Genomic DNA, 23677 nt, shown 5'->3' with positions numbered 1-23677 from the left:
TCTCAACCCTTCTCCCGCATCAGCCGGGCCTTGTCGCGCTGCCAATCGCGCTCGGCCGTGGCCTCGCGCTTGTCGCGGGTGTTCTTGCCCTTGGCGAGCGCGATCTCCAGCTTCGCCAGCCCCTTGTCGGACCAGTAAAGCTTGGTGGGGATCAGCGTGCGGCCGTCGCGTTGCACGGCGCCCAGGAGCTTCTCGATCTCGCGGCGCTTGAGCAGCAGCTTCCGGTGCCGGCGCGGCTCGTGGTTGAAATGCGGACCGGCCTGGGCGTAGGGCGGGATGTCGGCGTTGACCAGCACGATCTCGTCGCCCTCCACCGCCGCATAGCTCTCGGCGATGTTGGCCTTGCCGTTCCGCAGGCTCTTCACCTCGGACCCGGTCAGTGCGATGCCCGCCTCGAACGTCTGCTCCAGGAAGTAGTCGAACCGCGCGCGCCGGTTCTCGGCGATCACCTTGCCCTGGGCCATCAGATCAGGCCCGCCTCCCGCATGCCCACCCGGACCTCGGCGCGGGCCGGCTCGGAGCACGGCACGATGGGCAGGCGCACCTCGTCGGTGCAGAGACCGAGCTCGGACAGCGCGAACTTCGCAGGCGACGGCGAGGCGTCGGAGAACAGCGCCTTGTGCAGGCGGATCAGGCGGTCCTGGCCATAGAGCGCGCCCTGCCACTGGCCGGACAGCGCGTCGTTGTACATCCGGGCCACCAGCTCGGGGGCGACGTTGCAGGTCACCGAGATGCAGCCGTGGCCGCCCTGGGCGATGTAGCCTAGGCCCTGGTCGTCGTTGCCGGACAGCAGGACCCAGTCCTCACCGCACTCCACGCGCTGGAGGCTGGCGCGGCCGAGGTCGCCGGTGGCGTCCTTGATGCCGACGATGTTCGGCAGCTTGGAGAGGCGCTGCAGGGTCGCGTTGGAGATGTCCACGCTGGTGCGGGCCGGCACGTTGTAGACCAGCACCGGCAACTGCACCGCGTCGTTGATCGCGGCGTAGTGGGCGTAGAGCCCCTCCTGGCTCGGGCGATTGTAGTAGGGTGTGACCACGAGGGCCGCGTCGGCCCCCACCTGCTTGGCGTGTTGCACCAATTCGATGGCCTCGGCCGTAGAATTGGAGCCGGCGCCCGCCACCACGGGGACACGCCCACGCGCCGTTTGGACGCAGAGTTGGACGACGCGCCGGTGCTCCTCATGGCTGAGGGTGGCGGTTTCGCCGGTGGTGCCGACGGGCACCAGGCCATGGACGCCGCCTTCGATCTGGCGTTCGACCAGGGCGACGAACGCGTCCTCGTCGACCGCGCCATTGCGGAAAGGCGTCACGAGCGCCGGCAGGACGCCGCGGAAGAGAGGTTCGGACATGTCGGGTACGATGAGGTGTGCAAAAGACCGTGAAGATGTCGCCTAGTGAGGCGACGTTCAGAATTGGCGGACAATATGTTGCCGTGGGCTTAGCCCGCAATGTCGATTCCGTGCATTCCCCAAGTCGGGGGGAGACAGTTGGACATCAGAGTTCGTAACGCCCTTCTCGTCGGCTGCGCGGCGCTTGCCGCCACCGCCGTCGCCCACGCCCAGACCGCCGACCCGATCGGCGACCTGCTGGGTATCGCGCAGCCGCAGTCGCCGGCCGCGCCGCAACCCTATGCGCCCGCACGCCAGACGGTGTCGCGGCCCCTCAGCGCCGCCGACCAGTCGTTGCTCGCGCAGGGCCTGTCGGCCGCGAAGCGCGGCGACGTCTCGGGGGCGAAGGGCGCCATCTCGAACCTGAGCGATCCGATCGCCCGCAAGCTCGTCACCTGGGCGATGGTGGACGTGAGCTCCAACGCCCTCAGCTTCTACGACCTCGACGCCGCCCGGCGCGACCTTGAGGGCTTTCCGCGGGGCGCGCGGCGCCAGCAGGCGGCCGAAAAGCTGCTTGAGACGTCCGGCAAGTCGCCACAGCAGATCGTGGACTGGTTCGCCGGCCAGGAGCCCGCCAGCGCGCCGGGCGCCATGGCCCTCGCCTCCGCCTATCGCAGCCTGGGCCGGCAAGCGGACGCCTCGAACCTGATTCGCCGCTGGTGGCGGGACAAGCCGTTCGAGGCCGACGTCCAGCGCACCATGCTGACCCGCTTCGGCGACGTGCTGACACCCGACGACCACGTGCGCCGCGCCGACGTCCTGCTCTACGGCGCCCAAGGCCCGGCGGCGCGTGATGTCGTCGCCCTGCTCCCGGCCGAAAAGCAGCCGGCGGCCCTCGCCCGCATTTCCCTGCGGGGCAATGTCGATTCGAACTTCGCCGCGCTGACGCCCGACGAGCAGGCGAGCCCCGGCGTGGCGCTCGAACGCGCGGCCTTCCTGCGCCGCAAGGGCCAGGACGGCGCCGCCGTCAGCGCCCTCTCCTCCCTGCCCAGCGACGGCGTGACCGGCGACGGCGCCGACCGGGTGTGGGACGAGCGCTACCGCCTGACGCTGTCCTCGATCCGCGCCGGCGACTGGCGCGCCGCCTACCGCGCGGCGGCCAACACTGGCCTCTCCAGCGGCACGGACGCGACCGAGGCCGAGTTCTACGCGGGGTGGATCGCCCTCAACCGGTTGAACGACCCCGCAGCCGCCGCGCGCCATTTCGCCGCCATCGAGCGTATCGGCTCATCGCCGATCACCCGCGCGCGGGCCTTCTACTGGCTGGGCCGGGCCGCCGAGGCGCAGGGCGATCGCACGGCGGCCGAGAACTATTTCTCGCGCGGCGCCGAGCACGTCACCACCTTCTACGGCCAGCTCTCCGCCGAGAAGCTCGGCATGAAACTGGTCTTGCCGGCGGACCCGGTCCCGACCGCCGCCGAGCGGGCCGCTTTCGAGGGCCGCGACGTGGTCCAGGCCATGCGGATGCTGGCCGACCAGGGCCAGAAGGACCTCTTCCGCGTCTTCGCCCTGCACATCGACGACATCGTGCCCAGCCGCACGGACGCCGCGCTCCTCATCGACGCGGTCCGTGGCTATGGCGACCAGGACACTTCGATGAAGGCCGCCCGCGGCGCGGCTCAGCGGGGGCTGATCCTGGCCGACCGCGCCTACCCCGTCCGCAGCCCTCCGGAGGTGGCCGGCGCGCCCGAGCCGGCGCTGGTGCTGGGCATCACCCGCCAGGAGAGCGGCTTCGACCCAGCCGTCCGGTCGGGCGCCGATGCGCGCGGAATGATGCAGTTGCTGCCGTCCACGGCGTCCATCGTGGCCCGGCGCATGGGCGTGGGCTACTCGGCGTCCATGCTCTACGAGCCGGACTACAACATGCGGCTCGGGTCGAGCTACCTGGGGCAGATCGTCAACCAGTTCTCCGGCTCGTACATCATGGCCGCCGCCGGCTACAACGCCGGCCCCGGCCGCCCGGCCGCCTGGGTGAACATGTGCGGCGACCCGCGCACCAGCTCGACCGACCCGCTCGACTTCATCGAGTGCATCCCGTTCTCGGAGACCCGCAACTACGTGATGCGCGTGATGGAGAACATGCAGGTGTACCGTGCGAAGCTGAACGGCGGCTCGGCCCCGATCACCCTGTCCAGCGACCTGCGGCGCGGCGGCTATAACTACGCGCCCCAGACGGTGGTGGCGAGCACGCCCTGAGGCGTCAGGCCCCGGCCGGCGCCGCAGCCGGCCGGGTCTTGAACCACGCCGTCACGTACAGCACGACCAGGATGAGGTCCGGCGTCGCCACGACCGGCACGCTCAGCGGAATCCGCCCCTGCGCGTAGAGCAGCCAGCACGCGCCGCCGAAGATCAGCTTGCCGGCGGCGCCGATCAGCATGAAGGGGCGGAAGCGTGCCGGATCGCGGCCGATCGCCAGATAGCCGACCTGCCACATGATGGTGGACGCCAGGAAGCCGTAGTAGCTGTCCGGGTGGGTGAACGGCTGGGTCTGGTCGGCGATGGCGCCTTCCAGGAAGAACATGGGGCCGATGATCAGCAGGCCCCAGATCCCGCCCAGCGTGAACACCCACTTCGCAAACTTCATCGCGCCCTCCCCGGCCAATTGGTCGAGATTAGGCGCGAGTTGCGGCGTCAGTCGATCACCAGGCCGTGCAACATGCCATCCAGGGTGATGCGCATCAGCTCGTCGGAATCAGCAAACTCGAACGTGGGGCGGGAGATCAGGAGGGCGACCACGCCGTGGCAGGCCATCCACAGCGACTGGGCCGCCGAGTCGGCGCCGCCGGTCCGCAGGCGCCCGGCCGCGGCCACTTCCCGGACCACCCCCGCGAACGCTTCGTAGCAGTCATGGCTGAGGTCGGAGGTGCGACCCGGAGCGTCGTCGGTGGACGTTACCTGCGGAGCGCAATAGACGAGCTGATAGGCGTTCGGATGCTCCAGGCCCCACTGCATGTAGGCGTCCAGCATCATCCGGGTGCGGACCACCGGATCCAGCGGACGCGCGGCGATCTCGGTGTTCTGGGCGAGCAACTGGCTGAGCGTGGCGTCCACGATCTCGCGCAGGATGCAGGCCTTGTCCTGAAAGTGCATGTAGAGCGCGGTGGAGGACACCCCCACCTCGTCGGCGATCTTGCGGATCGTCGCGCCCTCGTAGCCCTCGGCCACGAAGATGCGTTCGGCGGCCTCCAGGATCTCGGCGCGCCGAAGATGCCCATCGCCCTTGGCTTTGCGCGCGGTCTTCCGCGTCGCCGTCGCCGTCGTAGCCATACGTCTCCCCATAACTCCCCGCGTCAGCGGACCCCAAAATGGGTGGTGTGACAAGTCTTTGTCGGCGGGCTGGACGCGCGGCGCCCTCTCCGCGTAAGGGGCGCCCATGAGCCCGCCGCAAACCGCGCCCGAGGTGGCCGCCCAATCGGAGGTGATGCGCACCACCGGCTGGACCGACTACGCCCTGCTGGATTCGGGTGGCGGACGGAAGCTGGAACAGTACGGCCCCTACAAGGTGGTGCGGCCCGAGCCGCAGTGCCTGTGGACGCCGCGCCTCCCCGCCAGCGCGTGGGATGGCGCGGACGCGGTGTTCGACGCCACCGACGAGGAGGACGCTGGGCGCTGGCGCTTCAAGGGCAAGCCGGTGGAGAGCTGGCCCCTAGGCTGGGGCGAGGTGAAATTCCACGGCCGGTTCACGGCGTTCCGGCACCTGGCTTTCTTTCCCGAGCAGGCCGCCAACTGGGGTTGGCTGGACGCGAAGCTGCGCGGGGCCACCGGCCCGCAGCCGCGCGTGCTGAACCTGTTCGGCTACACCGGCGTCGCCAGCCTGGTGATGGCCGCCGCCGGCGCGGCGGTGACCCACGTCGACGCCTCGAAGAAGGCGGTCGCCTGGGCGCGTGAGAACGCCGAGCTCTCCGGCCTAAGCGACCGGCCGATCCGCTGGATCGTCGAGGACGCCAAGAAGTACGTCGCGCGCGAGGTGCGGCGCGGCTCCCGATACGAGGGGATCATCCTGGATCCGCCGAAGTACGGGCGCGGGCCCGACGGACAGGTGTGGCGCCTGTTCGAGGACCTGCCTGAACTTGCCGCGCAATGTGCCGAACTGCTTTCGGAAAATTCTCAGTTCCTGGTGCTGAACGCCTATGCCGAACGCATCTCGGGCGCGGCGCTGGCCGGCCTGCTGGCCGAGAAGCTGGCCGGGCGCGGCGGACGCATCGAATGGGGCGAGCTGGCGCTGGAGGAACAGCGGGGCGACCGCGCCATCGGCATGAGCTTCTACGCGCGGTGGTCCCGATGAGCGCCCGGACGATCAGCTCGCTGCAGAACCCGACGGTGAAGGCCGTCCGGGCGCTGCATATGCGCAAAGAGCGGGACGAGACCGGCCTGTTCGTCGCCGAGGGCCTGAAGAACGTCATCGAAGGGATCGACACCGGTCACGCGCCGAAGATCCTGATGCATGGCCCGGACGCGACCAGCCACCCCATGATGCAGAAGGCCGTCCAGGCGACGCTGGCGGCGCGGGGCGAGGTGATCGAGGTCACTCACGACATCCTCGCCAAGGTCTCCCGACGCGAGAACCCGCAGGCGGTGGTGGGCGTCTTCCCGCAGGCGTTCGTGGCGTTGGCCGACGTGAAGCCGGGCGTGGCGCAGTGCGTCGTGGGCCTGCACCGGGTGCGCGACCCCGGGAACCTCGGGACCATCATCCGCACGGCGGATTCCGCCGGCTGCGGCGCAGTGGTGCTGGTCGGCGAATGCTGCGATCCCTACTCTGTCGAGGCCGTGCGGGCGACCATGGGGTCGATCTTCGCCGTGCCGATGGCCAGGGCGACCGAGGATGAGTTCGCCGCTTGGCGGAAGGGCTGGACCGGCTCGGTGGTCGGCACCCTGCTTTCGGCCACCGTCACCCACAGCGAAGCCGCCTACACGAAGCCGTCGATCGTGCTGATGGGCAATGAGCAACAGGGCCTGACGCCCGACATGGCCGCCCTCTGCGACGTGAACGTGAAGATCCCGATGCGCGGCCGCGCCGACAGCCTGAACCTCTCGGTGGCGACGGGGATCATGATCTACGCCGCGACCGCGTAGTCCTCCCCTTTCGGGAGGCAGGGATTACGGCACGTTCGCTTCCAGCTCTTCCAGCCACACCTTGGCGACGCCGTCGCTGGGGGCGCGCCAGTCGCCGCGGGGCGAGAGGGCGCCGCCGGAGACGACCTTGGGCCCGTTCGGCATGGCCGAGCGCTTGAACTGGCTGATCTCGAAGAACCTGAAGAGGAAGACCTGCAGCCACGTCTTGATGGTGGCGAGGTCGTATTCATTGCGAGCTTCCTCGGGGAAGTTCTCGGGCCAGGCGCCCTTCTCAACGTCGTGCCACGCATGCCAGGCCAGGAACGCCACCTTCGAGGGGCGCAGGCCGAAGCGGGTGATGTGGAACAGGTTGAAATCCTGCAGCTCGTAGGGGCCGACCTTGGCCTGGGTGCTCTGGATCGCTCCCGACGCATCCGCCGGCACCAGCTCCGGCGAAATCTCGGTGCCCAGGATCGACAGCAGGGTCGCCGAGGGCCCCTCCTCGAACTGCTTCGTCTTCACGACCCAGCGGATCATGTGCTGGATCAGCGTCTTCGCGAGCGAGCCGTTGACGTTGTAGTGGCTCATCTGGTCGCCGACGCCGTAGGTGCACCAGCCCAGCGCCAGCTCGGACAGGTCGCCGGTGCCGAGGACGAAGCCGTTCCGCTGGTTGGCGAGACGGAAGAGGTAGTCGGTGCGCAGGCCCGCCTGCACGTTCTCGAAGGTGATGTCGTAGACCGGTTCGCCATTCGCGAACGGGTGGCCCATCTCCTCCAGCATCAGGCGCGCTGTCGGCTTGATGTCGATCTCGGCGCCGGTGACGCCGAGGCCCTTCATCAGCGCCCAGGCATTGGCCTTCGTACCCTCGCTGGTGGCGAAGCCGGGCATGGTGAAGCCCAGGATGTTCTCGCGCGGCAGGCCGACGGCGTCGAAGGCCTTGGCGGCGACGATCAGGGCATGCGTGGAATCGAGACCGCCCGAGACGCCGATGACGATGTGCTTGGACTTCGTCGCCTGGATGCGCTTCGCCAGCCCCTGGACCTGGATGTTGAACGCCTCGTAGCAGTCCTTGTCGAGGCGGGCCGGATCGTCAGGCACGAACGGGAAGCGGTCCAGCGGGCGGATCAGGCCCACGTCGTCGAAGTGCGGCTGGTGGGCGAAGCGGACCCGGCGGAAGGACTTCTCGGGGTGGCCGGCGGCGGTCGCGCCGTCGTTGAAGGTGGGCGTGCGCATCCGCTCCAGGCGCAGGCGTTCCACATCGATGTCGGCGACGGCCATCTGCGAGGCGGCGGGAAAGCGCTCGGTCTGGGCGAGGCGGCGGCCCAGCTCGTGGATCGAGGCCTGGCCGTCCCAGGCCAGGTCGGTGGTGCTCTCGCCCGGGCCGGCGGCGGAATAGAGGTAGGCCGCCTGGCAGCGCATCGACTGGCTGGCGCAGAGGATCTCGCGGTCGTCGGCCTTGCCCACCACGACATTGGAGGCCGACAGGTTGCAGAGGATCAGGGCGCCGGCCATCGCGCCGGCGGTCGAGGGGGGCAGCGGCGCCCAGAAGTCCTCGCAGACCTCTAGGTGGAAGACGAAGTCGGCCAGGTCCTCGGCCTCGAAGACGAGGTCCGTCCCGAAGGGGACCTGCTGGCCCGCGAGGGCGGTGGTCAGACCGGTTACGCCCGCGCCGGGGGCGAACCAGCGTTTCTCGTAATATTCCCGATAGTTGGGCAGGAAACTTTTCGGCACGACGCCCAGGATCCGCCCGCGCGAGATGGCGATCGCGCAGTTGTAGAGCCGGCCGTTGCGGGACACGGGCGCGCCGACGATCAGGACCGGCTTCAGGCTCGTGCTGGCCTCGGCCAAGCCGGCGATCTCGTCCTCCACCTGCGCCAGCAGCGCGTCCTGCAGGAACAGGTCGTCGATGGCGTAGGCGGAAAGGCCCAACTCCGGGAACAGCATCAGGTCGCAGCTTTCGACGTCGCCCTGCCGCGCCATGCGCAGCGTCTCGGCGGCGTTGAAGCTGGGCTCGCCCGGCAGGACGGCCGGCGTGCACACCGCGGCGCGGACAAGGCCGTGCCTGTGGATCGAGTGGAACGCCTTCGTCACCGACAGCTCCCGTCCGGACTAATGCTCATTTTGAGCATATATAGCTTCGCAGGAGAACGTGAGCAAAGCCTCAAGCGCCCCTCCCCGCCTTGGCCGTCAGCTCGCCGTACTTCATGCCTTCGAGTTTCAGGCCGTCGGGATCGAGGAAGAAGACCGCGTAGTAGTCGTCGTAGTACTCGCCGGCGGGATCGACGATGGCAGCCTTCAACTCGTCGCGGACGAAGGCCTGCAGCTCGTCCACCTCGGCGCGGCTCTGCAGTTCGAAGGCGTAGTGGTGGAAGCCCACGTCGCCGGTGCGATGATGGTGATGGCGGCCCGCCTCGGACGGGCTGATCCAGAAGCGGGTTATCCCGTTGGTCCAGCCGATGGCGTCCCTCGAATTCATCGAGGATCTCGAAGCCCATGAACGGAAACAATCGGCCATAGAAGGCCTTCGAGATCGCGAAGTCGCGAACCCTTATCGACAGATGGTCGATGCCGACGACCTTGACCATGGCGCACTCTCCCGCTGCGGCGTCACGCCATCAACGCGCGAGGACGCCGCGAGAGCAATCGGCGCACGAAGGCCGCGCGCCGGTCCGCTCCTCACGGAAAGCGATCAGTCGTCGCGGTGGACGCGCTCGCGGCGCTCGTGCCGCTCCTGCGCCTCAAGGCTGAGAGTCGCGATCGGACGGGCGTCCAGACGGGCCAGGCCGATCGGTTCACCCGTTTCCTCGCAATAGCCGTATGAGCCGTCCTCGATCCGGCGCAGGGCCTCGTCGATCTTGGAGATCAGCTTACGTTGACGATCGCGAGTGCGGAGCTCAAGGGCCCGATCAGTCTCCGAGGACGCCCGGTCCGCAAGGTCGGGATGATTCTCGGTTTCCTTCTGGAGATGGGACAGCGTCTCGCGAGATTCGCGAAGGATGTCTTCCTTCCACGCCATGAGCTTCTGCTTGAAATACTCAAGCTGGCGCTCATTCATGAACTCCTCGTCCTCGGAAGGACGATATTCAGGACTCTCAGCCAGAACAGTGGCTGCTTTCATGAAAACCTCACGCCCCCTGGAACCCCTGAGACACGCGCCGGCTGTATAGCAAAACGACCGATGGTTTCAACGTCGCCGAAAGGCCGCACGCGGTTATCCACGGCGAGATGCGGATTCGAGCTTCGCCAGTTCGACCGCGGCGCGGGTTTCGATCTCGTCGAGCAGGCCTTCCAGCTTGGGATCGTCGGTGGCGGCGCGCTGTTCGCGCACGGCGCGCGCAAGGTTGTCGATCTGGCCGGCCGAGAGCTCTCCGCCCAGCAGCGCGACCTTCAGCGCGTCTAGCTGGTCGAGCAGGCGTCCCGCCCGCTTCACGGACCGGCGCTTGCGCTCCGTAGGCGATTCCACGTCCTGCAGCGCCAGCAGAGCTTCGACGCCCATGACGCTGGAGACGCCCGAAGCGCCGGACACCTGCGCGGGGGCGGCAGGAGCCGAGGCTCCCGAGACCTGGAAGCCGGCGCCGCCGCCGGAGCGCGCGGCGGGCTTGGCGCCCGACGTCTGCGACAGACCGCCTGTTCCGGTGACTTTCATCGAATGGACGCCCGGGCCCTTTGCACTCGCCGGCACCATGCGCCCGGCAAACTTGAAGCATGGTTAACGGGCGGCGTTTTCTGCCCGGTCGAAACTGCCGACCGCGAGTCTTCCGCCATTGATTTCACTTCGCTTTTCCAGTGGCACACTTCTCGCGAAGACGTGTGCGAACATTTCCGCCCGAAGGTCGACATGCGTCCGGTCCGTCTCCTCTCCGCCCTGATCCTCGCCGCCGCGGCCCTCGCGGCGCCGCCGGCGCTGGCCAAGTCCCGCATCAAGGACATCGTCGAGTTCGAGGGTGTGCGCGAGAACCAACTCGTCGGCTACGGCATCGTGGTCGGTCTCAACGGCACCGGCGACGCCCTGCGGAACGCGCCATTCACGAAGCAGAGCCTGGAGGCGATGCTGGAACGGCTGGGCGTCAACGTCCGCGACGCCAACCTCAACACCAAGAACGTGGCCGCCGTCATGGTCACGGCCAAGCTGCCCCCGTTCGCCGCGCCGGGCGCCCAGATCGACGCCTCGGTCTCGGCCCTGGGCGACGCGAAGAGCCTGCTGGGCGGCACGCTGCTGGTCACGCCGCTGCTGGGCGCCGACGGCCAGGCCTATGCGGTGGCGCAAGGCACCGTGCAGACCGGCTCGGTCAGCGCCGGCGGCGCGTCCGGCTCGACGGTGCTGAAGGGCGTTCCGACGGCGGGCCGCATCGCGGGCGGCGCCAGCGTCGAGCGCGAGATCGGCTTCCGCCTCGCCAACATGGGCCAACTGCGCATGACCCTGCGCAACCCCGACTTCACCACCGCCCGACGCATCGCCGACGTGGTCAACGAGGCCTATCCGGGCGCGGCGGTCGCGGACAACCCGACCATCGTCTCGGTGCGCCCGCCGGCCGGCCAGGACATGGTCAGCTTCATCGCCAAGGTCGAGAACCTGACCGTCGAGCCCGACAACGGCGCCAAGGTGGTGATCGACGAGGTGGCGGGGGTGATCGTCATGGGCGACGCGGTCCGGGTCTCCACCGTGGCGATCCAGCAAGGCAACCTGACCATCACGGTGCGCGAACAGCCGGCGGTGAGCCAGCCGGGCGCCTTCGCCCGCGGCGGCCAGACCACGGTGGTGCCGCAGTCCGACATCTCGGTGGAAGAGGAGAAGGGCAAGCAGTTCCTGACGGTGAAGTCCGGGACCTCGCTCTCCAACCTCGTCGCCGGCCTTAACGCCCTGGGCGTCACCCCGCGCGACATGATCTCCATCCTGCAGACCATCAAGGCCGCGGGCGCCCTGCAAGCCGAAATCGAGGTGATGTGATGGCCGACCTGACCGTTCCCTCCGTCTCCCCCACCCTTCTCTCGCCCACCGCCCAGGTGACCGGCGCCGACCTGGCCCGCAGCCGAGCCAAGGACGTGGCGCAGAAGTTCGAGGCGCAGTTCCTGTCGTCGATGTTCCAGCAGATGTTCGAAGGCCTCGACACCGACGGCCCCTTCGGCGGCGGCCAGGGCGAGGCGATGTTCCGCTCGCTGATGACCGAAGCCATGGGCAAGCAGGTCGCCAAGTCCGGCGGCATCGGCGTCGCCGACACCGTCCAGCGTGAAATCCTGAAGTTGCAGGGGCTCCAGTAATGGCCATCGCCGCCAGCGACGCCACCGACCGCGTCGAACAACTCGTCATCCTCACCGAGCGGCTCACCGAACTGGTCGCCAACCAGGCGCAGGCGTTCGAACAGGGCCGCCCGCAGGACGCCGCGGCCATCCTGGAGGAGACCTCTCGCCTGGCCAACCTCTACCGGCACGAAAGCGTGCGGGTGCGGAGCGACCAGCGACTGGTCGAGGGCGCGCCGCTCGAGGCCCGCACACGCCTGGTGCGCGCCACCGAGGCCTTCGACGCCGTGCTCGCCCGCCAGGGCCGCGCGATCGAGGCCGCCCGCACGGTGACCGAGGGCCTGGTGAAGTGCATCGCCGAAGAGGTCGCCAGCCAGCGCTCCCAGGCGAGCGTCTACGGCGCCAACGGCGCCCAGTACGGCGGGGCTTCCGCCACCGCCATCACGCTGAACAAGCGCGCCTAACGGCCGAGGATCCGGTTCAGGGCGTCCTTGTTCGACGCCACGTCGGCCAGGGTGTAGCGGTCGAGGACCGCCAGAAACGCCTCCACCGCCTCGCCGAGCCCGCGCGGCAGGCGGCACACCGACACGATCGGACAGGTATTGCGCTCGGGGTTGAAGCACTCGACCACCTCGTCGAACACCTCGGTCTTGCGCACCACCTCGCCCAGGCGGATCTGCTCCGGATCGGCGGTCAGCCGGACACCCCCGCCCCGGCCCCGGACGGTCTCCACGTACCCCAGGTCGCGAAGGCGCTGCAGCACCTTGACCAGGTGGTTCTTCGATATGCCGTAGCCCGAGGCGATGGCGGCGGCCGTCGTCGCGTCCTCGCGCATGCTCGCCAGGTAGATCAGCGCCCGCAGGGCGTAGTCGGTGTGGAGGCTGAGACGCATTCGAACTCGCGCGAGTGGGGCTTGTGGCGGCTTTTAAAGTGGTATATCGAGCGCCACTTATCAAACAGGCATCATCAATACCACTTTAAAAGGGGGATCCCAAATGACCTCGCTCTACGAACGCATCGGCGGCGCGCCGGCCGTGAAGGCCGCGGTGGACATCTTCTACAAGAACGTCCTGGCCGACCCCCGCATCGCCCACTTTTTCGAGGGCGTGGACATGCAAAGCCAGGCCGGCAAGCAGCGCGCCTTTCTAGTGATGGCCTTCGGCGGCCCAAACACCTACACGGGAGCCGACATGCGGCGCGGCCACGCGCACCTGGTCGAACGCGGCCTGAACGACAGCCACTTCGACGCCGTGGTCGAGAACCTCGCCTACACGCTGCGGGAGATGGGCGTCGGCTCGGCGGCGATCGCCGAGGTGGCCCAGATCGCCGAGTCGGTCCGCGACGACGTACTGGGCCGAGAGAAGATCGCGGCTTAGCCCCTAGTGCATCGTGCCGGCGACGATCTCCAGCTTGTTGCCGTCCGGGTCCAGGATCACGCACCCGTAGTAGGTGGGCGCGATGTCGGGATGCTGGCCGGCCGGCCGGATGGTCGTCGCGCCGTGGGCCACCGCCTGGCGCCAGGCTTCGTCCACCGCCGTGCGGCTGTCGGCGGTGAAGGCCAGGTGCGCGCCCAGGCCGGCGACCTGCTCGCCTGTCACGGGGTAGAGGTAGAACAGTCCGCCCTGCCCGCCGGGGCCGTAGGCCAGTTCCTTCGGCGTGGCCGAGCTGACGGCGGCGCCCAGCGGCGCGAAGAACGCGTCGTAGAAGCGGCGTGCGGCGTCCAGGTCGCGGACGCCGAGGGACAGATGGTCGAACATGCGGAAACTCCCCTGAGCGTCCACCTTAGTTGAGACGTCGCCCCGCCTGCCGCCAGGGCCAGTTGCGGGCGACTGGCATGGCGCTCCCTTTCAAACACTTGTTTCACCCTGCGGAAGGCGCCTATCTTCGGCGCGCCGTCGGATGTTCCGGCGGTCTACGTTCTCAGGGCGGGGTGAAACTCCCCACCGGCGGTAATGCCCTCTCCTCGCAAGAGGACGGGACGAGCCCGCGGGCGCCTGTCTCTCCGCCATACGGGGAGCCAGGGACGAGCAGACCCGGTGCGATCCCGGGGCCGACGGTCATAGTCCGGTTATGAGAACGGTCGAACCGCGAGGGGCGGATTGCGCCACCCGTGTGTCCGGCCTGCCCCTGAGTCGTGGTCCTTCGAACCCGTCAGGGAGACGAACCATGACCCAAGCCGCCGCCTCCAAGCCCACGCTGGAGTTCCCCACCGCCAACGGCGCCTTCCGCGCCGGCCGCATCGCCTTTGTCCACGCGCTCTGGCACGCCGACATCGTGCGTCAGTCGCACGTCGGCTTCGTCGAGGAGTTCGAACGCCTGGGCTTCCCGCCCGAGACCGTCGAGCGCTTCGAGACGCCCGGGGCCTTCGAGATCCCGCTGCACGCCCAGACCCTGGCCCGCACCGGCCGCTACGCCGCCATCGTCGGCGCGGCGTTCGTGGTGGACGGCGGCATCTATCGTCACGATTTCGTCGCCACCACCGTGGTCCAGGCGCTGATGCGCGTGCAGCTCGACACCGAGACCCCCGTCTTTTCGGTCGTCCTGACCCCGCACAACTACCAGGAGACGGAGGTCCACAACGCCTTCTTCCACGACCACTTCAAGCTGAAGGGCGCCGAGGCCGCGCGCGCCGTCCAGGGCACGCTGGAAAGCCTCGCTCGCCTGGCGGCCGCGTGACGTCGTGGACAGGATCCTCGACGTTCCCGAGGGGTTCGCGCGGCATGACCGCAAGAGCCCCCTCTCCGACCCATGGGAGCCGCTATGGCGGCGCGTCTCGGGCGAAACGGTCATCCTCGGCCTGCGGGCCGCGGCGGCCCACTGCAACAGTCGCGGCTTCGTTCACGGCGGGCTGATCTCCGCCTTGGCCGACAACGCCATGGGCCTCACCTGCGCGCGCAAGCTGGGCGACCTCTCCAGCCTGGTCACGGTGAACCTCACCGTAGATTTCCTCGGCTCGGCCCTGCAGGGCCAATGGCTGGAGTGGGACACGGTGTTCGTGAAGCCTGGCGGCACGCTCTGCTTCACCCAGGCCTTCGTCACCGCCGACGGCCAGCCGTGCGCCCGGGCCAACGCGGTGTTCCGCGTGGTGAGGAAGCAGGTGGCGGCATGACGGCCTATGTCGTGGCCCGCGTCGCCATTCACGACCGCGAGCCCTACGGACGCTATGCGGCGGCGTTCATGCCGGTGCTTAAGCGGTACGGCGGGCGGCTGCTGGTCTCGCAGGAGACCCCGAGCCGATGGAGGGGGACTGGGATGGTCGCAAGCTGGTCATCCTGGCCTTCGACGACACCCGGGCCGCGCGAACCTGGGCGGACTCGCCCGAGTACCTGAGGATCGCAGAAGATCGCGATGCCGGCGCGGACGTCATCGCGGTGCTGGCCGAGGGCGTTCCAACCCTTCCGTGAGGGGGAGGAACAATTCCCGCCCGATCCCCACGGCCTCGAGGAAGTCGCGGTCGTGGCTGACCATCAGCAAGGCGCCGTCGTAGCCGGCCAAGGCGGCTTCGACGGCGCCGATGGAGTCGAGGTCCAGGTGATTGGTCGGCTCGTCCAGGATCAGGAGCTGGGGCGGCGTATCGCCCAGCAGCACGCAGGCCAGCGCCGCGCGCAGCCGCTCCCCGCCGCTGAGCGCGCGCACCGGCTTCTCGGCGGCGGTGTTGCGGAACAGGAAGCGGGCCAGGGCGGCGCGGGCCGCGTTCTCGCTCGAGGCCGGGTTCAGGCGGCGGAAGGCGGCGACCAGATTATCGTCGTCGCCCAGCAGCGCCGTCTGCTGGTCGAGGAAGGCCGCCCTGACGCCGCGCACGATGCGCCCGGCCGTCGGCTCTAGTTCGCCTGCGGCCAGCCGGATCAGCGTGGTCTTGCCAGACCCGTTCGGTCCTGAGACCGCCACGCGCTCCGGTCCCGTGATCCGGAAGCTCTGACCGCCGAACAGCGGCGGCCGGCCCGGATAGCCGAACCCCACATTCTCGAACGCCAGCACGGTCTTGCCGACTGCGAGGCCCGACGGCGGCAGCTCGAACGCCAGGCGGCGCACGCGTTCCACGGCGGCGTCGGCGGCGGCCAACGTCTCGGCCGCCTCGGCCTTCAGGCGATCGCCGACGGCCCGCTCGCGCCCGCCGCTGGCCTCGGCGCGCTCGGCCCGGAAATCCAGCATGATCTTGGGCTGGTCGCCCCGCGCCCGCGACCGTTTCCCCGCCGCGTCCCGGCGCGCCTTGCGCTCGGCCGCGACCTGGACCTCGCGAGCGACGCGGGCCGCCTCCTTCTGGGCGTCGGCAAGCCCCCGCGCGGCGGCGGCCTCGGCCTCGGCCTTGCGCTGGGCGTAGAGGTCGTAGCCGCCGCCGTAGATCTGCGCGCCCAGGCCGGTCAGCTCGACGATCCGGTCCATACGACGCAGCAGGGCCCGGTCATGGCTGACGACGATCGCCCCGCCCTTCCACCGGCCCAGCACCTCGGCGACCAGCTCGCGCGCTTCGGCGTCGAGGTTGTTGGTGGGCTCGTCCAGGATCAGCAGGTCGGGCTCGGCGGCCAGCAGCCCAGCCAGGGTCGCGCGCGTCACCTGCCCGCCGCTCAGCGTCGCCGCCGGCCGGTCCAGGTCGAGGCCCGCCAGGCCCACGTCGGCGAGGGCTGAGTCGAGGCGGCTCTCCAGCAACCAGTCGGCTTCGGCGAGGTCGTCCTCGCTGCCCTCGCCCGCCGCGATGCGGCTCAGGCGGGCCAGGCCCTCAGCCACGCCCAGCAGGTCGGCGACGCTGGCCCCCGCCACCGGGATCAGCGCCTGGCGTAGCACGGCCACGCGGCCGCGCACGCTGACCGACCCGGAGATCGGCGCAAGCTCGCCAAGGATCAGCCGCACCAGCGTAGACTTGCCCACGCCGTTGCGGCCCACCAGGCCGGTGCGCTCGGCCCCGAAGGCGAGCGTCAGGTTGTCGAGGAGGTTACGGCCCTCAGGCGTGGAATAGCTGAGGCTGTCGAGCGTGACGAAGGAGGGCATGGGCGGGCTCGGAGGCGTGGACGCGACGGGTGATCGGGTTGTCCAGCGCGAGCCGCATCGGCCTGCTCCTTCGAAGTGAGGCTCCTATCTAAGGGGCCGGGGCCCAAAGGGGAAGCGCCTGTCCTTTCGCTTGATAGGGAGCGACCTGGCGGGATCCGGACATGCCATCTGCGCGGCGGGTTGGCGCCGCGCCGGCCCGCGGCCATCTCCCGCCCATGACCCTGCAAGACATCGACTGGACCGCCGCCGAGCGCGACCTGAACGCCCAGGGCTGCGCCCTGCTGCAGGGCCTGCTCTCGCCGGTGGAGTGCGAGGTGATGGCGGCCCGTTACGACGGCGAGGGCTTCCGTTCGACCGTGGTGATGGCGCGGCATGGGTTCGGCCGGGGCGAGTACCGCTACTTCGCCTATCCGCTGCCCGATGCCGTCGCCGAGCTGCGGACCGCGCTCTATCCGCCGCTGGCGCAGATCGCCAACCGCTGGAACACGGCGCTTGGGGAGCCGACGCGCTATCCGGCGAGCCACCTCGAGTACCTCGCGCGTTGCCATGCGGCGGGCCAGACACGGCCCACGCCGCTGCTGCTGCGCTACGGCCCCGGCGACTACAACTGCCTGCACCAGGACCTCTACGGCGAGCACGTCTTCCCGCTGCAGGCGGCGATCCTGCTGAACGAGCCTGGCCACGACTTCGAGGGCGGCGAATTCGTGCTGACGGAGCAGCGCCCCCGCATGCAGTCGCGCGCCGAAGTCGTGCCGCTGCGCCAGGGCGACGCGGTCCTGTTCCCGGTCCACCACCGGCCGGTACAGGGCGGTCGCGGGATCTACCGGGTCAACCTGCGCCATGGCGTCAGCCGCCTGCGCAGCGGCCGCCGGCACACGCTGGGGATCATCTTCCACGACGCGGCCTGAGCGGCGAGCATTTCATTTTAGTTAGACTCACACAAAACGATTGCGAGCGTCGTTATTTGTGTTAGTTGAGCCAACATGAAATCCAAGGCCGAGCTTCCGGACCCCAAGCGCACATATCGCCAGACGGCCCGCGCCGCAGCGGCCGAGGCCAACGCGCAGCGCATCGTCGAAGGGTTCCGCGAGCGCCTCGAACGCCAGTGGTTCGACGAGATCCGACTGGAGGACGTGGCCCAGGACGCCGGCGTCACCGTCCAGACCGTGATCCGCCGCTTCGGCGGCAAGGACGGCCTGCTCGAGGCGGTGGTGGACGTGATCGCCACCGAGATCCTGGCCATGCGCCGGATCGCGCCCGGCGATCCCCGCCGCGCCGTGCGCGCCGTTGTCGACGACTACGAAGCCAACGGCGACCTCGTGCTGCGGATGGTTGCGCAGGAGGCGCGCTATCCCGCCCTGCGGCGCGTCACCGACATCGGCCGCCGCGAGCATCGCCAGTGGGCCGCCGAGGCCTTCGCGCCCTGGCTGGACGGCCTGGAGCGCGAGCACGCCCGACGCCGCCTCGACGCCCTCGTCGTCGCTACCGACCTCTACGTCTGGCAGCTCGTCCGCCGGGACATGGGCCGCCCGGCGGCCGAACTGGTCGCGCTGATGGACCAGTTCGTTGACGCCGCCATCTCCCTTCCCCCCTCCCCGAACCAGGACCTCCCCCGATGACCGCCAAGTCGTTCCTCTTCGCCACCTGGGAGGGCGGCGGTAGCGTCGCGCCGATGCTTACCGTCGCCCGCCGCATGGTCGCCCGCGGCCATCGCGTCCGGGTCATGAGCGACGCCTGCAACCGCGCCTGCGCCGAGGCCATCGGCGCCGAGTTCGTCCCCTGGACCCGCGCGCCCAGCCGTCCTGACCGCGACCCGGCCTCCGATCCGGTCCGCGACTGGGAGCACGAGGGGCCAGCCGGCCTCGTCCAGGTGATCGCGAAGATGTGGATGGGCCCGGCTCTGGATTACGCCCGCGACGTGATGGCCGAGCTGCGGCGTGAGCCGGCGGACCTGGTCGTGACCTGCGAGATGCTGTTCGGCGTCGCCCTGGGCTGCGAGGCCGCGGGCCAGCCGTTCTGCTACCTGGCGGCCAACGTTTCGCTGTTCCCGATGCCCGGCGTGCCGCCGCTCGGGCCGGGCCTGGCGCCCGCGCGCAACGACGCCGAGCGGGCGCTGCACGCCGAGATCGCCGGGGGCGTCGTCGCCCTGTTCGACAGCGGCCTGCCGGCCCTGAACGCGGCGCGCGCCGAACTGGGGCTTTCCCCGCTGGCGCACGCGCTCGACCAGGCCGAGGCGGCCTGCGGGACGCTGCTGGCAACGGCCCGGGCCTTCGACTTCGCGCCGGACGTCCTGCCCCCGGGCGTCAGGTACGTGGGGCCCCAGCTCGACCAGCCGACGTGGGCGCAGCCGTGGACCGATCCGTTCGAGGCCGGAGATGAGCGCCCGCTGGTGCTGGCCGCCTTCTCGACCACCTTCCAGAACCATGACCAGGTGCTGCAACGGCTCATCGACGCCGCCGCGCCGCTGCCGGTGCGCCTGCTGGTGACGCTGGGCGGCAGCGTCCCGGCCTCCGCGCTGCGCCCGGCGGCGAACTGCCGGCTGGTCGACAGCGCGCCGCACGACGCGGTCATGGCGCAGGCCGCGCTGGTGGTCACCCACGGCGGCCACGGCACGGTCGCCCGCGCCCTCACCCATCGCCTGCCGCTGCTGGTCGTGCCGCACGGCCGCGACCAGAACGACAACGCGGTGCGCGTCACCGAGCGCGGCGCGGGCCTGTCGCTGCCCGCCGCCGCCACGACCGACGACCTGCAGGCGGCGCTGCGCCGGCTGCTGGGCGGGCCGTCGTTCGCCAAGGCCGCGGCGGCGCTGGGCGAGGCGGTGGCGCGCGAGACCGCAGAGTCGCCGATCGTCGAGGCGTTGGAGGCGCTCGTCCCCGTGCGGGAAGCCTGTTGCGCGGCCTGATCGACTAGCGGTTTTCGGCCATGTGTTGAGTTCGGCACATTGGCCCCGGCGCGCGGGCGACGGATGTTCCTGACCCAACCAGGAGATCCCCAATGTCCTTCGTCGTCGCTCCCCTTTCCGCGGCCGCGTTCCAGCCCCTCTTCGGCCTGCCGGACACCGTGCTCGCGGCCCGCGGGATCGAACGCCGCACGGTCGCCGGGCCGGGCTCGCCTTGCCGTGTGACCCTGCAGGACGCTGAGCCGGGTGAGACCGTCCTGCTGATGAACTACGAGCACCAGCCGGCGGACACGCCGTTCCGTTCACGCCACGCGATCTTCGTCCGCGAGGGCGTGGCGGACCGCAGCTTCGCGCCGGATGAGATCCCGCCGGCGTTCAGCGCGCGGCAGCATCTGTCGCTGCGCGCATTCGATGCGGTGGGCATGATGGTCGACGCCGACCTGACGCCCACGGCGGAACTGCCGGCCGCCATCGAGCGCCTGCTGGCCGACCCGCAGGTGGCCTATCTCCACGCGCACTACGCCGGCGCCGGCTGCTACGCGGCGCGCATCGACCGGGCTTGACGGATCGGTGATGTAACATCGTGAAACCAAGTTGATCCGAGGGGGTTCTGGCGAGCGGTTCCACGCTGGAGAGCTAGAATTGGACCGCTCGCTGAAGCTCCTGATCGCCGCCGCGGCGGCCATCGCGATCCCCCTGCCTGCCGCCGCCCAGGCCTGGCCGGCGACGGTCGTGGCATCCGCGCCGCAGCTCACGGGGCAGAAGCGCTTGCCGCTCACCCTGGACGCCGCGGGCGTTGCGCGCCGCGGTCCCGCCCAGGCTTCGCGGTCCGCCGCGCGGCCGGCGCTCAAGCTGACGCCACCCCAGGACCTGGGCGAAATCCCCGAGGTCCGCATCCAGGCCAAGGACGACTGGTTCGACGACCAGGGTTTCCGCGTCAGCCCGACGAAGCTAGCCTTCAAGCGCAGGTTCTAGGCGCCTGCGCCGGACACCGCCCGACATGCTGAGAGCCCTGACGCTCGCCCTGAGCCTCGCCGCCGGCGCCGCCCAGGCGCAGACAATGACCTGCACGCCCACGCGGGCCGATCGCGAGCGGCTGGAGCGGCTGGACCAGGCCTGGAAGGCCGCGCGCGAGGACGCGATCAAGGGCGGCGCCGGCGAGCAGCTTCGCCGCCTGGGGCCGGTGGCAGACCCGCGCGTCGACCTCAACCGCCCGCAGCCGACGCCTGGCCGCTATCAATGCCGGACGATCAAGCTGGGCGCCGCGAGCGAGGGGATGCTGCCGTACGTGGCCTACGGCTGGTTCAAGTGCCAGGTGACGCTCACGCCCGGCGGCGACCTCATCGTGAAGAAGACCAATGGCTCGCAGCGACCCGTCGGCTTGATCTGCCCGGACGAGCGGCGGGCCGCGCGCTTCGTGGGCGTCCTGGAACTGGGCGACGAGACGCGCACGCCCCGCTACGGCGCCGACGCCGACCGCGACCTGATCGGCGAGGTGCGCCGCGTGGGGGACGAGCGCTGGCGGATCGCCTTCCCCTGGCCAGCCTACGAATCCAAGCTCGACATCCTTGAACTTCGCCGCACCCGCTGAGCCGTCGCGGACTGTGGCCTTGAGCCCTTCGGCGGTTCGGCCTCTAGTGCGCCCGCGACCAGCAGGGGAATGCGCGTGACAGAATCGGTAGCGGCGTCGGCCAAGCGGGTGGAGCTGACGGTCCGGGGCGTGATCCTCGGGATTCTTATCTGTCTCGTCTTCACGGCGGCCAACGTCTACCTGGGCCTGAAGGTGGGCCTGACGGTCGCCACCTCAATCCCCGCCGCGATCATCTCGATGGCGCTGTTGCGCGCCTTCAAGGACGCGACGATCTGGGAGAACAACATCGTCCAGACCGTGGCTTCGGCGGCGGGCGCAATGGCCTCGGTGATCTTCGTGCTGCCCGGCCTGGTGATCGTCGGCGCCTGGACCGGGTTCCCCTTTTGGACGACCTTCGGCATCTGCGCAATCGGCGGGGTGCTGGGGGTGATGTACACGGTGCCCCTGCGGCGGGCGCTGGTCACCAACTCGCCGCTGCCCTACCCCGAAGGCGTGGCCGCCGCCGAGGTGCTGAAGGTGGGGTCGGGTGCGCGCGACGACTCGCCGGAGGCCGAGGCGGACGGCAAGCGCGGCCTCGTCGCGATCCTCCTGGGCAGCGCCAGCTCGGCGCTCTTCGCCCTGGCCGTCGGCACGCGGGCGTTCGCCGGCGAGGTGGCAGGCTATTTCCGCGCCGGGGCGGGCGCGACCGGGATCGCCGCCTCGATGTCGCTGGCGCTGTTCGGAGCGGGCCACCTGATGGGCGTGGCGGTGGGCATGGCGATGCTGACCGGCCTGGTGATCGCCTGGGGCGTCGCCGTGCCGGTGCTCACCAACCTCTATCCGGACGCCGCGGCCTCGGCCGCCGATGCGGCCGGCGCGATCTGGAGCGGCAAGGTGCGCTTCATCGGCGCGGGCGCCATCGCGATCTCGGCGATGTGGACCTTGGCCAAGCTGGCGGCGCCGGTTTGGAAGGGCCTCGCCGGCGCGCTCGCGGCGCAATCGACGCGGGCCGCGGGCGACGGCGCGGCCCTCGACCGCACCGAACAGGACATCCCGATCGGGATCGTGGCGGCCGTCTCCGCCGTGTGCCTGGTCCCCATGGGCGTCCTGATTTTCAACTTCCTGCATTCCGGGCCGCTCGCCAGCCTGGCGATCCCGCTGACGTTCGCCAGCCTCGCCTACATCGCGGTGATCGGCTTCGCCGTCGCTGGCGTCTGCGGCTACATGGCGGGCCTGATCGGCTCGTCGAACAGCCCGGTGTCGGGCCTGGCGATCCTGGCGGTGCTGGGCGCCTCGCTGATCGTCGGGGGCATCGGCGCCGGCGCAGCGCTGGGCGATCCCATGCCGCTGGTGGCGTTCGCCCTGCTGGTCACCGGCACCCTGCTCGCCGTGGCCGTCGCCGCCAACGACAACCTCCAGGACCTCAAGACCGGCCAGCTCGTGGACGCGACGCCATGGCGGCAGCAGGCGGCGCTGGTGGTCGGCGTGATCGCGGGGTCGGCGATGATTCCGCCGATCCTGGACCTGCTGAACCGCTCGAACGGCTTCGCCGGGGCGGCCAACCTGCACGCCATCGCCGACGATCCCCTGCCCGCGCCGCAGGCAACCCTGATCTCGACCATCGCCAAGGGCGTGATCGGCGGCCAGCTCGACTGGGGCCTGATCGGCGTGGGCGTCCTGGTCGGCGTCGGTCTGATCCTGGCGGACGAGGCGCTTCGGCGGACGAAGCGCTACAGCCTCCCGCCGCTGGGCGTGGGCATGGCCATCTACCTGCCCGCCTCGGTGACGCTGCCCGTCATCGTCGGCGCCGTCGCGGGCTGGCTCTACGACAAGCGGGTCGAGCGGCGGCCCGACGGCGAAGCCGCCCGACGCCTGGGCGTTCTGGTGGTCTCCGGGCTGATCGTGGGCGAAAGCCTGTTCAACGTCGCGCTCTCGGGCCTTATCGTGGCGACCAATTCCGGATCGCCGCTGGCGCTCGTGCCCGAAGGTTTCCCGCCCGCGCCGATCCTGGCGCTGCTGGCGTATGGCGGCGTCATGGCGGGGCTCTACGCCTGGGCGGGCCGCCGCCGGACCTGACCTGCTGACAACGTCCTGTCAGCATCCGCAGCGGACGGGTTGCCGCAGCGGCTTTGTTCGCGATCCGTTCCTGTGTTATCGGTGAGTCCCGTCACCTACATTAGGCGGCCTCGCGAAAGGAGCCTTTCGCGGGCTCTCCGTGTTTCCGGGACAGCATGGCCGACCAGCATAATCTCATCCGCGTGCGTGGCGCGCGCGAGCACAATCTCAAGGACGTGAGCGTCGACATCCCGCGCGGCGAACTCGTCGTGATCACCGGGCTGTCGGGGTCGGGCAAGAGCTCGCTCGCCTTCGACACCATCTACGCCGAGGGCCAGCGCCGCTACGTCGAGAGCCTTTCGGCCTATGCGCGCCAGTTCCTGGAGCTGATGAGCAAGCCGGACGTCGATCTGATCGAGGGCCTGTCGCCGGCCATCTCCATCGAGCAGAAGACCACCAGCCGCAACCCGCGCTCGACCGTCGGCACGGT

The 23677-nt window shown here is 69.9% G+C and carries 28 protein-coding genes, 1 pseudogene and 1 riboswitch; of the genes and pseudogenes, 18 read left to right on the top strand and 11 right to left on the bottom strand.

All coding sequences use genetic code 11. The features are described from left to right. Positions 1-2: 2 nt before the first annotated feature. The gene (gene smpB / locus Q0L11_RS14275) at positions 3-464 is read right to left on the bottom strand and encodes an SsrA-binding protein SmpB (protein WP_296598104.1); all 462 of its coding nucleotides are present in this window, start codon (positions 462-464) and stop codon (positions 3-5) included. After that, positions 464-1348 carry a 4-hydroxy-tetrahydrodipicolinate synthase gene (dapA, locus tag Q0L11_RS14270; protein ID WP_296598103.1) on the bottom strand — a complete coding sequence of 295 codons (885 nt, stop codon included), beginning with the start codon at positions 1346-1348 and terminating at the stop codon, positions 464-466. The genes smpB and dapA overlap by 1 nt, the downstream gene beginning before the upstream one ends. Positions 1349-1486: 138 nt before the next feature. Here dapA and Q0L11_RS14265 point away from each other — a divergent pair, with 138 nt between their 5' ends. After that, positions 1487-3583, top strand: a complete 2097-nt coding sequence (locus Q0L11_RS14265; RefSeq protein WP_296598102.1) for a lytic transglycosylase domain-containing protein — start codon at positions 1487-1489, stop codon at positions 3581-3583. Positions 3584-3587: 4 nt separating this feature from the next. Here the strand turns inward: Q0L11_RS14265 and Q0L11_RS14260 are convergent, their stop codons facing one another. Next, complete coding sequence (locus Q0L11_RS14260) at positions 3588-3971, bottom strand: hypothetical protein (protein WP_296598101.1); 384 nt, start codon at positions 3969-3971, stop codon at positions 3588-3590. Between the two features lie 47 nt (positions 3972-4018). Then, entirely contained in the window at positions 4019-4654 is a 636-nt protein-coding gene (locus Q0L11_RS14255; protein ID WP_296598100.1) for a TetR/AcrR family transcriptional regulator, read from the bottom strand. A gap of 106 nt (positions 4655-4760) precedes the next feature. On the opposite strand from Q0L11_RS14255, the gene Q0L11_RS14250 reads away from it, so the two are divergent. Then, on the top strand, positions 4761-5672 hold the full coding sequence (locus tag Q0L11_RS14250; RefSeq protein ID WP_296598098.1) for a class I SAM-dependent methyltransferase: 912 nt from the start codon (positions 4761-4763) through the stop codon (positions 5670-5672). After that, on the top strand, positions 5669-6460 hold the full coding sequence (locus Q0L11_RS14245; protein ID WP_296598097.1) for an RNA methyltransferase: 792 nt from the start codon (positions 5669-5671) through the stop codon (positions 6458-6460). Before Q0L11_RS14250 ends, Q0L11_RS14245 begins: the two co-directional genes overlap by 4 nt. 24 nt (positions 6461-6484) lie before the next feature. On the opposite strand, the gene Q0L11_RS14240 is transcribed toward Q0L11_RS14245, so the two are convergent. The 4 genes from Q0L11_RS14240 to Q0L11_RS14225 form a co-directional block, all read right to left on the bottom strand. Then, entirely contained in the window at positions 6485-8530 is a 2046-nt protein-coding gene (locus Q0L11_RS14240) for an NAD(+) synthase (RefSeq protein WP_296598096.1), read from the bottom strand. A 70-nt stretch (positions 8531-8600) separates the two neighbouring features. After that, positions 8601-8915, bottom strand: coding sequence for a VOC family protein (locus Q0L11_RS14235; protein ID WP_296598095.1), 315 nt, complete (start codon positions 8913-8915; stop codon positions 8601-8603). 213 nt (positions 8916-9128) lie between these two features. After that, a complete protein-coding gene (dksA, locus tag Q0L11_RS14230) occupies positions 9129-9557 on the bottom strand; it encodes an RNA polymerase-binding protein DksA (protein ID WP_296598094.1) in 429 nt (142 codons plus the stop codon). Between the two features lie 93 nt (positions 9558-9650). Continuing rightward, complete coding sequence (locus Q0L11_RS14225) at positions 9651-10085, bottom strand: flagellar assembly protein FliX (protein WP_296598093.1); 435 nt, start codon at positions 10083-10085, stop codon at positions 9651-9653. Positions 10086-10277: 192 nt separating this feature from the next. Between Q0L11_RS14225 and Q0L11_RS14220 the strand changes: the two genes are divergently transcribed. From Q0L11_RS14220 to Q0L11_RS14210, 3 genes are read left to right on the top strand one after another with little or no spacing between them, the layout of a single operon-like run. Continuing rightward, a complete protein-coding gene (locus Q0L11_RS14220) occupies positions 10278-11387 on the top strand; it encodes a flagellar basal body P-ring protein FlgI (RefSeq protein ID WP_296598091.1) in 1110 nt (369 codons plus the stop codon). Beyond that, positions 11387-11698, top strand: a complete 312-nt coding sequence (locus tag Q0L11_RS14215; RefSeq protein WP_367183431.1) for a rod-binding protein — start codon at positions 11387-11389, stop codon at positions 11696-11698. Before Q0L11_RS14220 ends, Q0L11_RS14215 begins: the two co-directional genes overlap by 1 nt. Then, positions 11698-12141: a flagellar basal body protein gene (locus Q0L11_RS14210; protein WP_296598089.1), complete on the top strand. Its 444-nt coding sequence runs from the start codon at positions 11698-11700 to the stop codon at positions 12139-12141. Before Q0L11_RS14215 ends, Q0L11_RS14210 begins: the two co-directional genes overlap by 1 nt. Here the strand turns inward: Q0L11_RS14210 and Q0L11_RS14205 are convergent. After that, positions 12138-12569, bottom strand: coding sequence for an Rrf2 family transcriptional regulator (locus tag Q0L11_RS14205; RefSeq protein ID WP_296598087.1), 432 nt, complete (start codon positions 12567-12569; stop codon positions 12138-12140). The two genes, Q0L11_RS14210 and Q0L11_RS14205, sit on opposite strands and share 4 nt — an antisense overlap. 103 nt (positions 12570-12672) lie before the next feature. On the opposite strand from Q0L11_RS14205, the gene Q0L11_RS14200 reads away from it, so the two are divergent. Continuing rightward, complete coding sequence (locus Q0L11_RS14200; protein ID WP_296598085.1) at positions 12673-13053, top strand: group 1 truncated hemoglobin; 381 nt, start codon at positions 12673-12675, stop codon at positions 13051-13053. A gap of 3 nt (positions 13054-13056) precedes the next feature. Here Q0L11_RS14200 and Q0L11_RS14195 read toward each other — a convergent pair whose 3' ends face one another. Then, positions 13057-13434, bottom strand: coding sequence for a VOC family protein (locus Q0L11_RS14195; RefSeq protein WP_296598083.1), 378 nt, complete (start codon positions 13432-13434; stop codon positions 13057-13059). A 155-nt stretch (positions 13435-13589) separates the two neighbouring features. Further along, positions 13590-13759: riboswitch (FMN riboswitch) on the top strand. Between the two features lie 84 nt (positions 13760-13843). Between Q0L11_RS14195 and Q0L11_RS14190 the strand changes: the two genes are divergently transcribed. The 3 genes and pseudogenes from Q0L11_RS14190 to Q0L11_RS24685 all read left to right on the top strand — a co-directional run bounded on the left by Q0L11_RS14190 (position 13844) and on the right by Q0L11_RS24685 (position 15081). Continuing rightward, positions 13844-14353: a 6,7-dimethyl-8-ribityllumazine synthase gene (locus Q0L11_RS14190; RefSeq protein ID WP_296598082.1), complete on the top strand. Its 510-nt coding sequence runs from the start codon at positions 13844-13846 to the stop codon at positions 14351-14353. A gap of 4 nt (positions 14354-14357) precedes the next feature. Continuing rightward, positions 14358-14786, top strand: coding sequence for a PaaI family thioesterase (locus Q0L11_RS14185; protein ID WP_296598081.1), 429 nt, complete (start codon positions 14358-14360; stop codon positions 14784-14786). Beyond that, positions 14783-15081: pseudogene (locus tag Q0L11_RS24685) on the top strand (DUF1330 domain-containing protein). The gene Q0L11_RS14185 and the pseudogene Q0L11_RS24685 overlap by 4 nt, the downstream one beginning before the upstream one ends. On the opposite strand, the gene Q0L11_RS14175 reads toward Q0L11_RS24685, so the two are convergent. Further along, positions 15041-16663: an ABC-F family ATP-binding cassette domain-containing protein gene (locus Q0L11_RS14175; protein ID WP_296598079.1), complete on the bottom strand. Its 1623-nt coding sequence runs from the start codon at positions 16661-16663 to the stop codon at positions 15041-15043. The pseudogene Q0L11_RS24685 and the gene Q0L11_RS14175 overlap by 41 nt on opposite strands. A gap of 215 nt (positions 16664-16878) precedes the next feature. On the opposite strand from Q0L11_RS14175, the gene Q0L11_RS14170 reads away from it, so the two are divergent. From Q0L11_RS14170 to Q0L11_RS14135, 8 genes are all read left to right on the top strand, one after another. After that, positions 16879-17571: a 2OG-Fe(II) oxygenase gene (locus Q0L11_RS14170; RefSeq protein ID WP_296598077.1), complete on the top strand. Its 693-nt coding sequence runs from the start codon at positions 16879-16881 to the stop codon at positions 17569-17571. Between the two features lie 75 nt (positions 17572-17646). After that, on the top strand, positions 17647-18282 hold the full coding sequence (locus tag Q0L11_RS14165; protein ID WP_296598076.1) for a TetR/AcrR family transcriptional regulator: 636 nt from the start codon (positions 17647-17649) through the stop codon (positions 18280-18282). Next, a complete protein-coding gene (locus Q0L11_RS14160; RefSeq protein WP_296598075.1) occupies positions 18279-19565 on the top strand; it encodes a glycosyltransferase in 1287 nt (428 codons plus the stop codon). Before Q0L11_RS14165 ends, Q0L11_RS14160 begins: the two co-directional genes overlap by 4 nt. A 92-nt stretch (positions 19566-19657) precedes the next feature. Next, a complete protein-coding gene (locus Q0L11_RS14155; RefSeq protein WP_296598073.1) occupies positions 19658-20125 on the top strand; it encodes a DUF1203 domain-containing protein in 468 nt (155 codons plus the stop codon). A 79-nt stretch (positions 20126-20204) separates the two neighbouring features. After that, positions 20205-20537, top strand: a complete 333-nt coding sequence (locus tag Q0L11_RS14150; protein ID WP_296598072.1) for a hypothetical protein — start codon at positions 20205-20207, stop codon at positions 20535-20537. Between the two features lie 25 nt (positions 20538-20562). Continuing rightward, positions 20563-21153, top strand: a complete 591-nt coding sequence (locus Q0L11_RS14145) for a DUF4893 domain-containing protein (RefSeq protein ID WP_296598071.1) — start codon at positions 20563-20565, stop codon at positions 21151-21153. A 69-nt stretch (positions 21154-21222) separates the two neighbouring features. After that, positions 21223-23208: an OPT family oligopeptide transporter gene (locus tag Q0L11_RS14140; protein WP_296598069.1), complete on the top strand. Its 1986-nt coding sequence runs from the start codon at positions 21223-21225 to the stop codon at positions 23206-23208. 155 nt (positions 23209-23363) lie between these two features. Then, the coding region (locus Q0L11_RS14135; RefSeq protein WP_296598067.1) for an ATP-binding cassette domain-containing protein at positions 23364-23677 on the top strand (314 nt) is incomplete at its 3' end.

This window comes from Phenylobacterium sp., assembly GCF_024508875.1.
Taxonomy (GTDB): domain Bacteria; phylum Pseudomonadota; class Alphaproteobacteria; order Caulobacterales; family Caulobacteraceae; genus Phenylobacterium.
The sequence above is the reverse complement of the archived record's forward strand: the minus strand, read 5'-3'. Positions and strand labels throughout refer to the sequence as shown.

What these genes read in the sequence shown, in the direction of transcription:
- Q0L11_RS14220 (WP_296598091.1), top strand. Translation starts at nt 10,278, where the DNA reads ATGCGTCCGGTCCGTCTCCTCTCCGCCCTGATCCTCGCCGCCGCGGCC.
- dapA (WP_296598103.1), bottom strand. Translation starts at nt 1,348, where the DNA reads ATGTCCGAACCTCTCTTCCGCGGCGTCCTGCCGGCGCTCGTGACGCCT.
- Q0L11_RS14170 (WP_296598077.1), top strand. Translation starts at nt 16,879, where the DNA reads ATGACCCTGCAAGACATCGACTGGACCGCCGCCGAGCGCGACCTGAAC.
- dksA (WP_296598094.1), bottom strand. Translation starts at nt 9,557, where the DNA reads ATGAAAGCAGCCACTGTTCTGGCTGAGAGTCCTGAATATCGTCCTTCC.
- Q0L11_RS14145 (WP_296598071.1), top strand. Translation starts at nt 20,563, where the DNA reads ATGCTGAGAGCCCTGACGCTCGCCCTGAGCCTCGCCGCCGGCGCCGCC.
- Q0L11_RS14205 (WP_296598087.1), bottom strand. Translation starts at nt 12,569, where the DNA reads ATGCGTCTCAGCCTCCACACCGACTACGCCCTGCGGGCGCTGATCTAC.
- Q0L11_RS14255 (WP_296598100.1), bottom strand. Translation starts at nt 4,654, where the DNA reads ATGGCTACGACGGCGACGGCGACGCGGAAGACCGCGCGCAAAGCCAAG.
- Q0L11_RS14245 (WP_296598097.1), top strand. Translation starts at nt 5,669, where the DNA reads ATGAGCGCCCGGACGATCAGCTCGCTGCAGAACCCGACGGTGAAGGCC.
- Q0L11_RS14235 (WP_296598095.1), bottom strand. Translation starts at nt 8,915, where the DNA reads ATGAATTCGAGGGACGCCATCGGCTGGACCAACGGGATAACCCGCTTC.
- Q0L11_RS14200 (WP_296598085.1), top strand. Translation starts at nt 12,673, where the DNA reads ATGACCTCGCTCTACGAACGCATCGGCGGCGCGCCGGCCGTGAAGGCC.
- Q0L11_RS14155 (WP_296598073.1), top strand. Translation starts at nt 19,658, where the DNA reads ATGTCCTTCGTCGTCGCTCCCCTTTCCGCGGCCGCGTTCCAGCCCCTC.
- Q0L11_RS14250 (WP_296598098.1), top strand. Translation starts at nt 4,761, where the DNA reads ATGAGCCCGCCGCAAACCGCGCCCGAGGTGGCCGCCCAATCGGAGGTG.
- Q0L11_RS14195 (WP_296598083.1), bottom strand. Translation starts at nt 13,434, where the DNA reads ATGTTCGACCATCTGTCCCTCGGCGTCCGCGACCTGGACGCCGCACGC.
- Q0L11_RS14225 (WP_296598093.1), bottom strand. Translation starts at nt 10,085, where the DNA reads ATGAAAGTCACCGGAACAGGCGGTCTGTCGCAGACGTCGGGCGCCAAG.
- Q0L11_RS14160 (WP_296598075.1), top strand. Translation starts at nt 18,279, where the DNA reads ATGACCGCCAAGTCGTTCCTCTTCGCCACCTGGGAGGGCGGCGGTAGC.
- Q0L11_RS14260 (WP_296598101.1), bottom strand. Translation starts at nt 3,971, where the DNA reads ATGAAGTTTGCGAAGTGGGTGTTCACGCTGGGCGGGATCTGGGGCCTG.
- smpB (WP_296598104.1), bottom strand. Translation starts at nt 464, where the DNA reads ATGGCCCAGGGCAAGGTGATCGCCGAGAACCGGCGCGCGCGGTTCGAC.
- Q0L11_RS14210 (WP_296598089.1), top strand. Translation starts at nt 11,698, where the DNA reads ATGGCCATCGCCGCCAGCGACGCCACCGACCGCGTCGAACAACTCGTC.
- Q0L11_RS14190 (WP_296598082.1), top strand. Translation starts at nt 13,844, where the DNA reads ATGACCCAAGCCGCCGCCTCCAAGCCCACGCTGGAGTTCCCCACCGCC.
- Q0L11_RS14165 (WP_296598076.1), top strand. Translation starts at nt 17,647, where the DNA reads ATGAAATCCAAGGCCGAGCTTCCGGACCCCAAGCGCACATATCGCCAG.
- Q0L11_RS14140 (WP_296598069.1), top strand. Translation starts at nt 21,223, where the DNA reads ATGCGCGTGACAGAATCGGTAGCGGCGTCGGCCAAGCGGGTGGAGCTG.
- Q0L11_RS14215 (WP_367183431.1), top strand. Translation starts at nt 11,387, where the DNA reads ATGGCCGACCTGACCGTTCCCTCCGTCTCCCCCACCCTTCTCTCGCCC.
- Q0L11_RS14175 (WP_296598079.1), bottom strand. Translation starts at nt 16,663, where the DNA reads ATGCCCTCCTTCGTCACGCTCGACAGCCTCAGCTATTCCACGCCTGAG.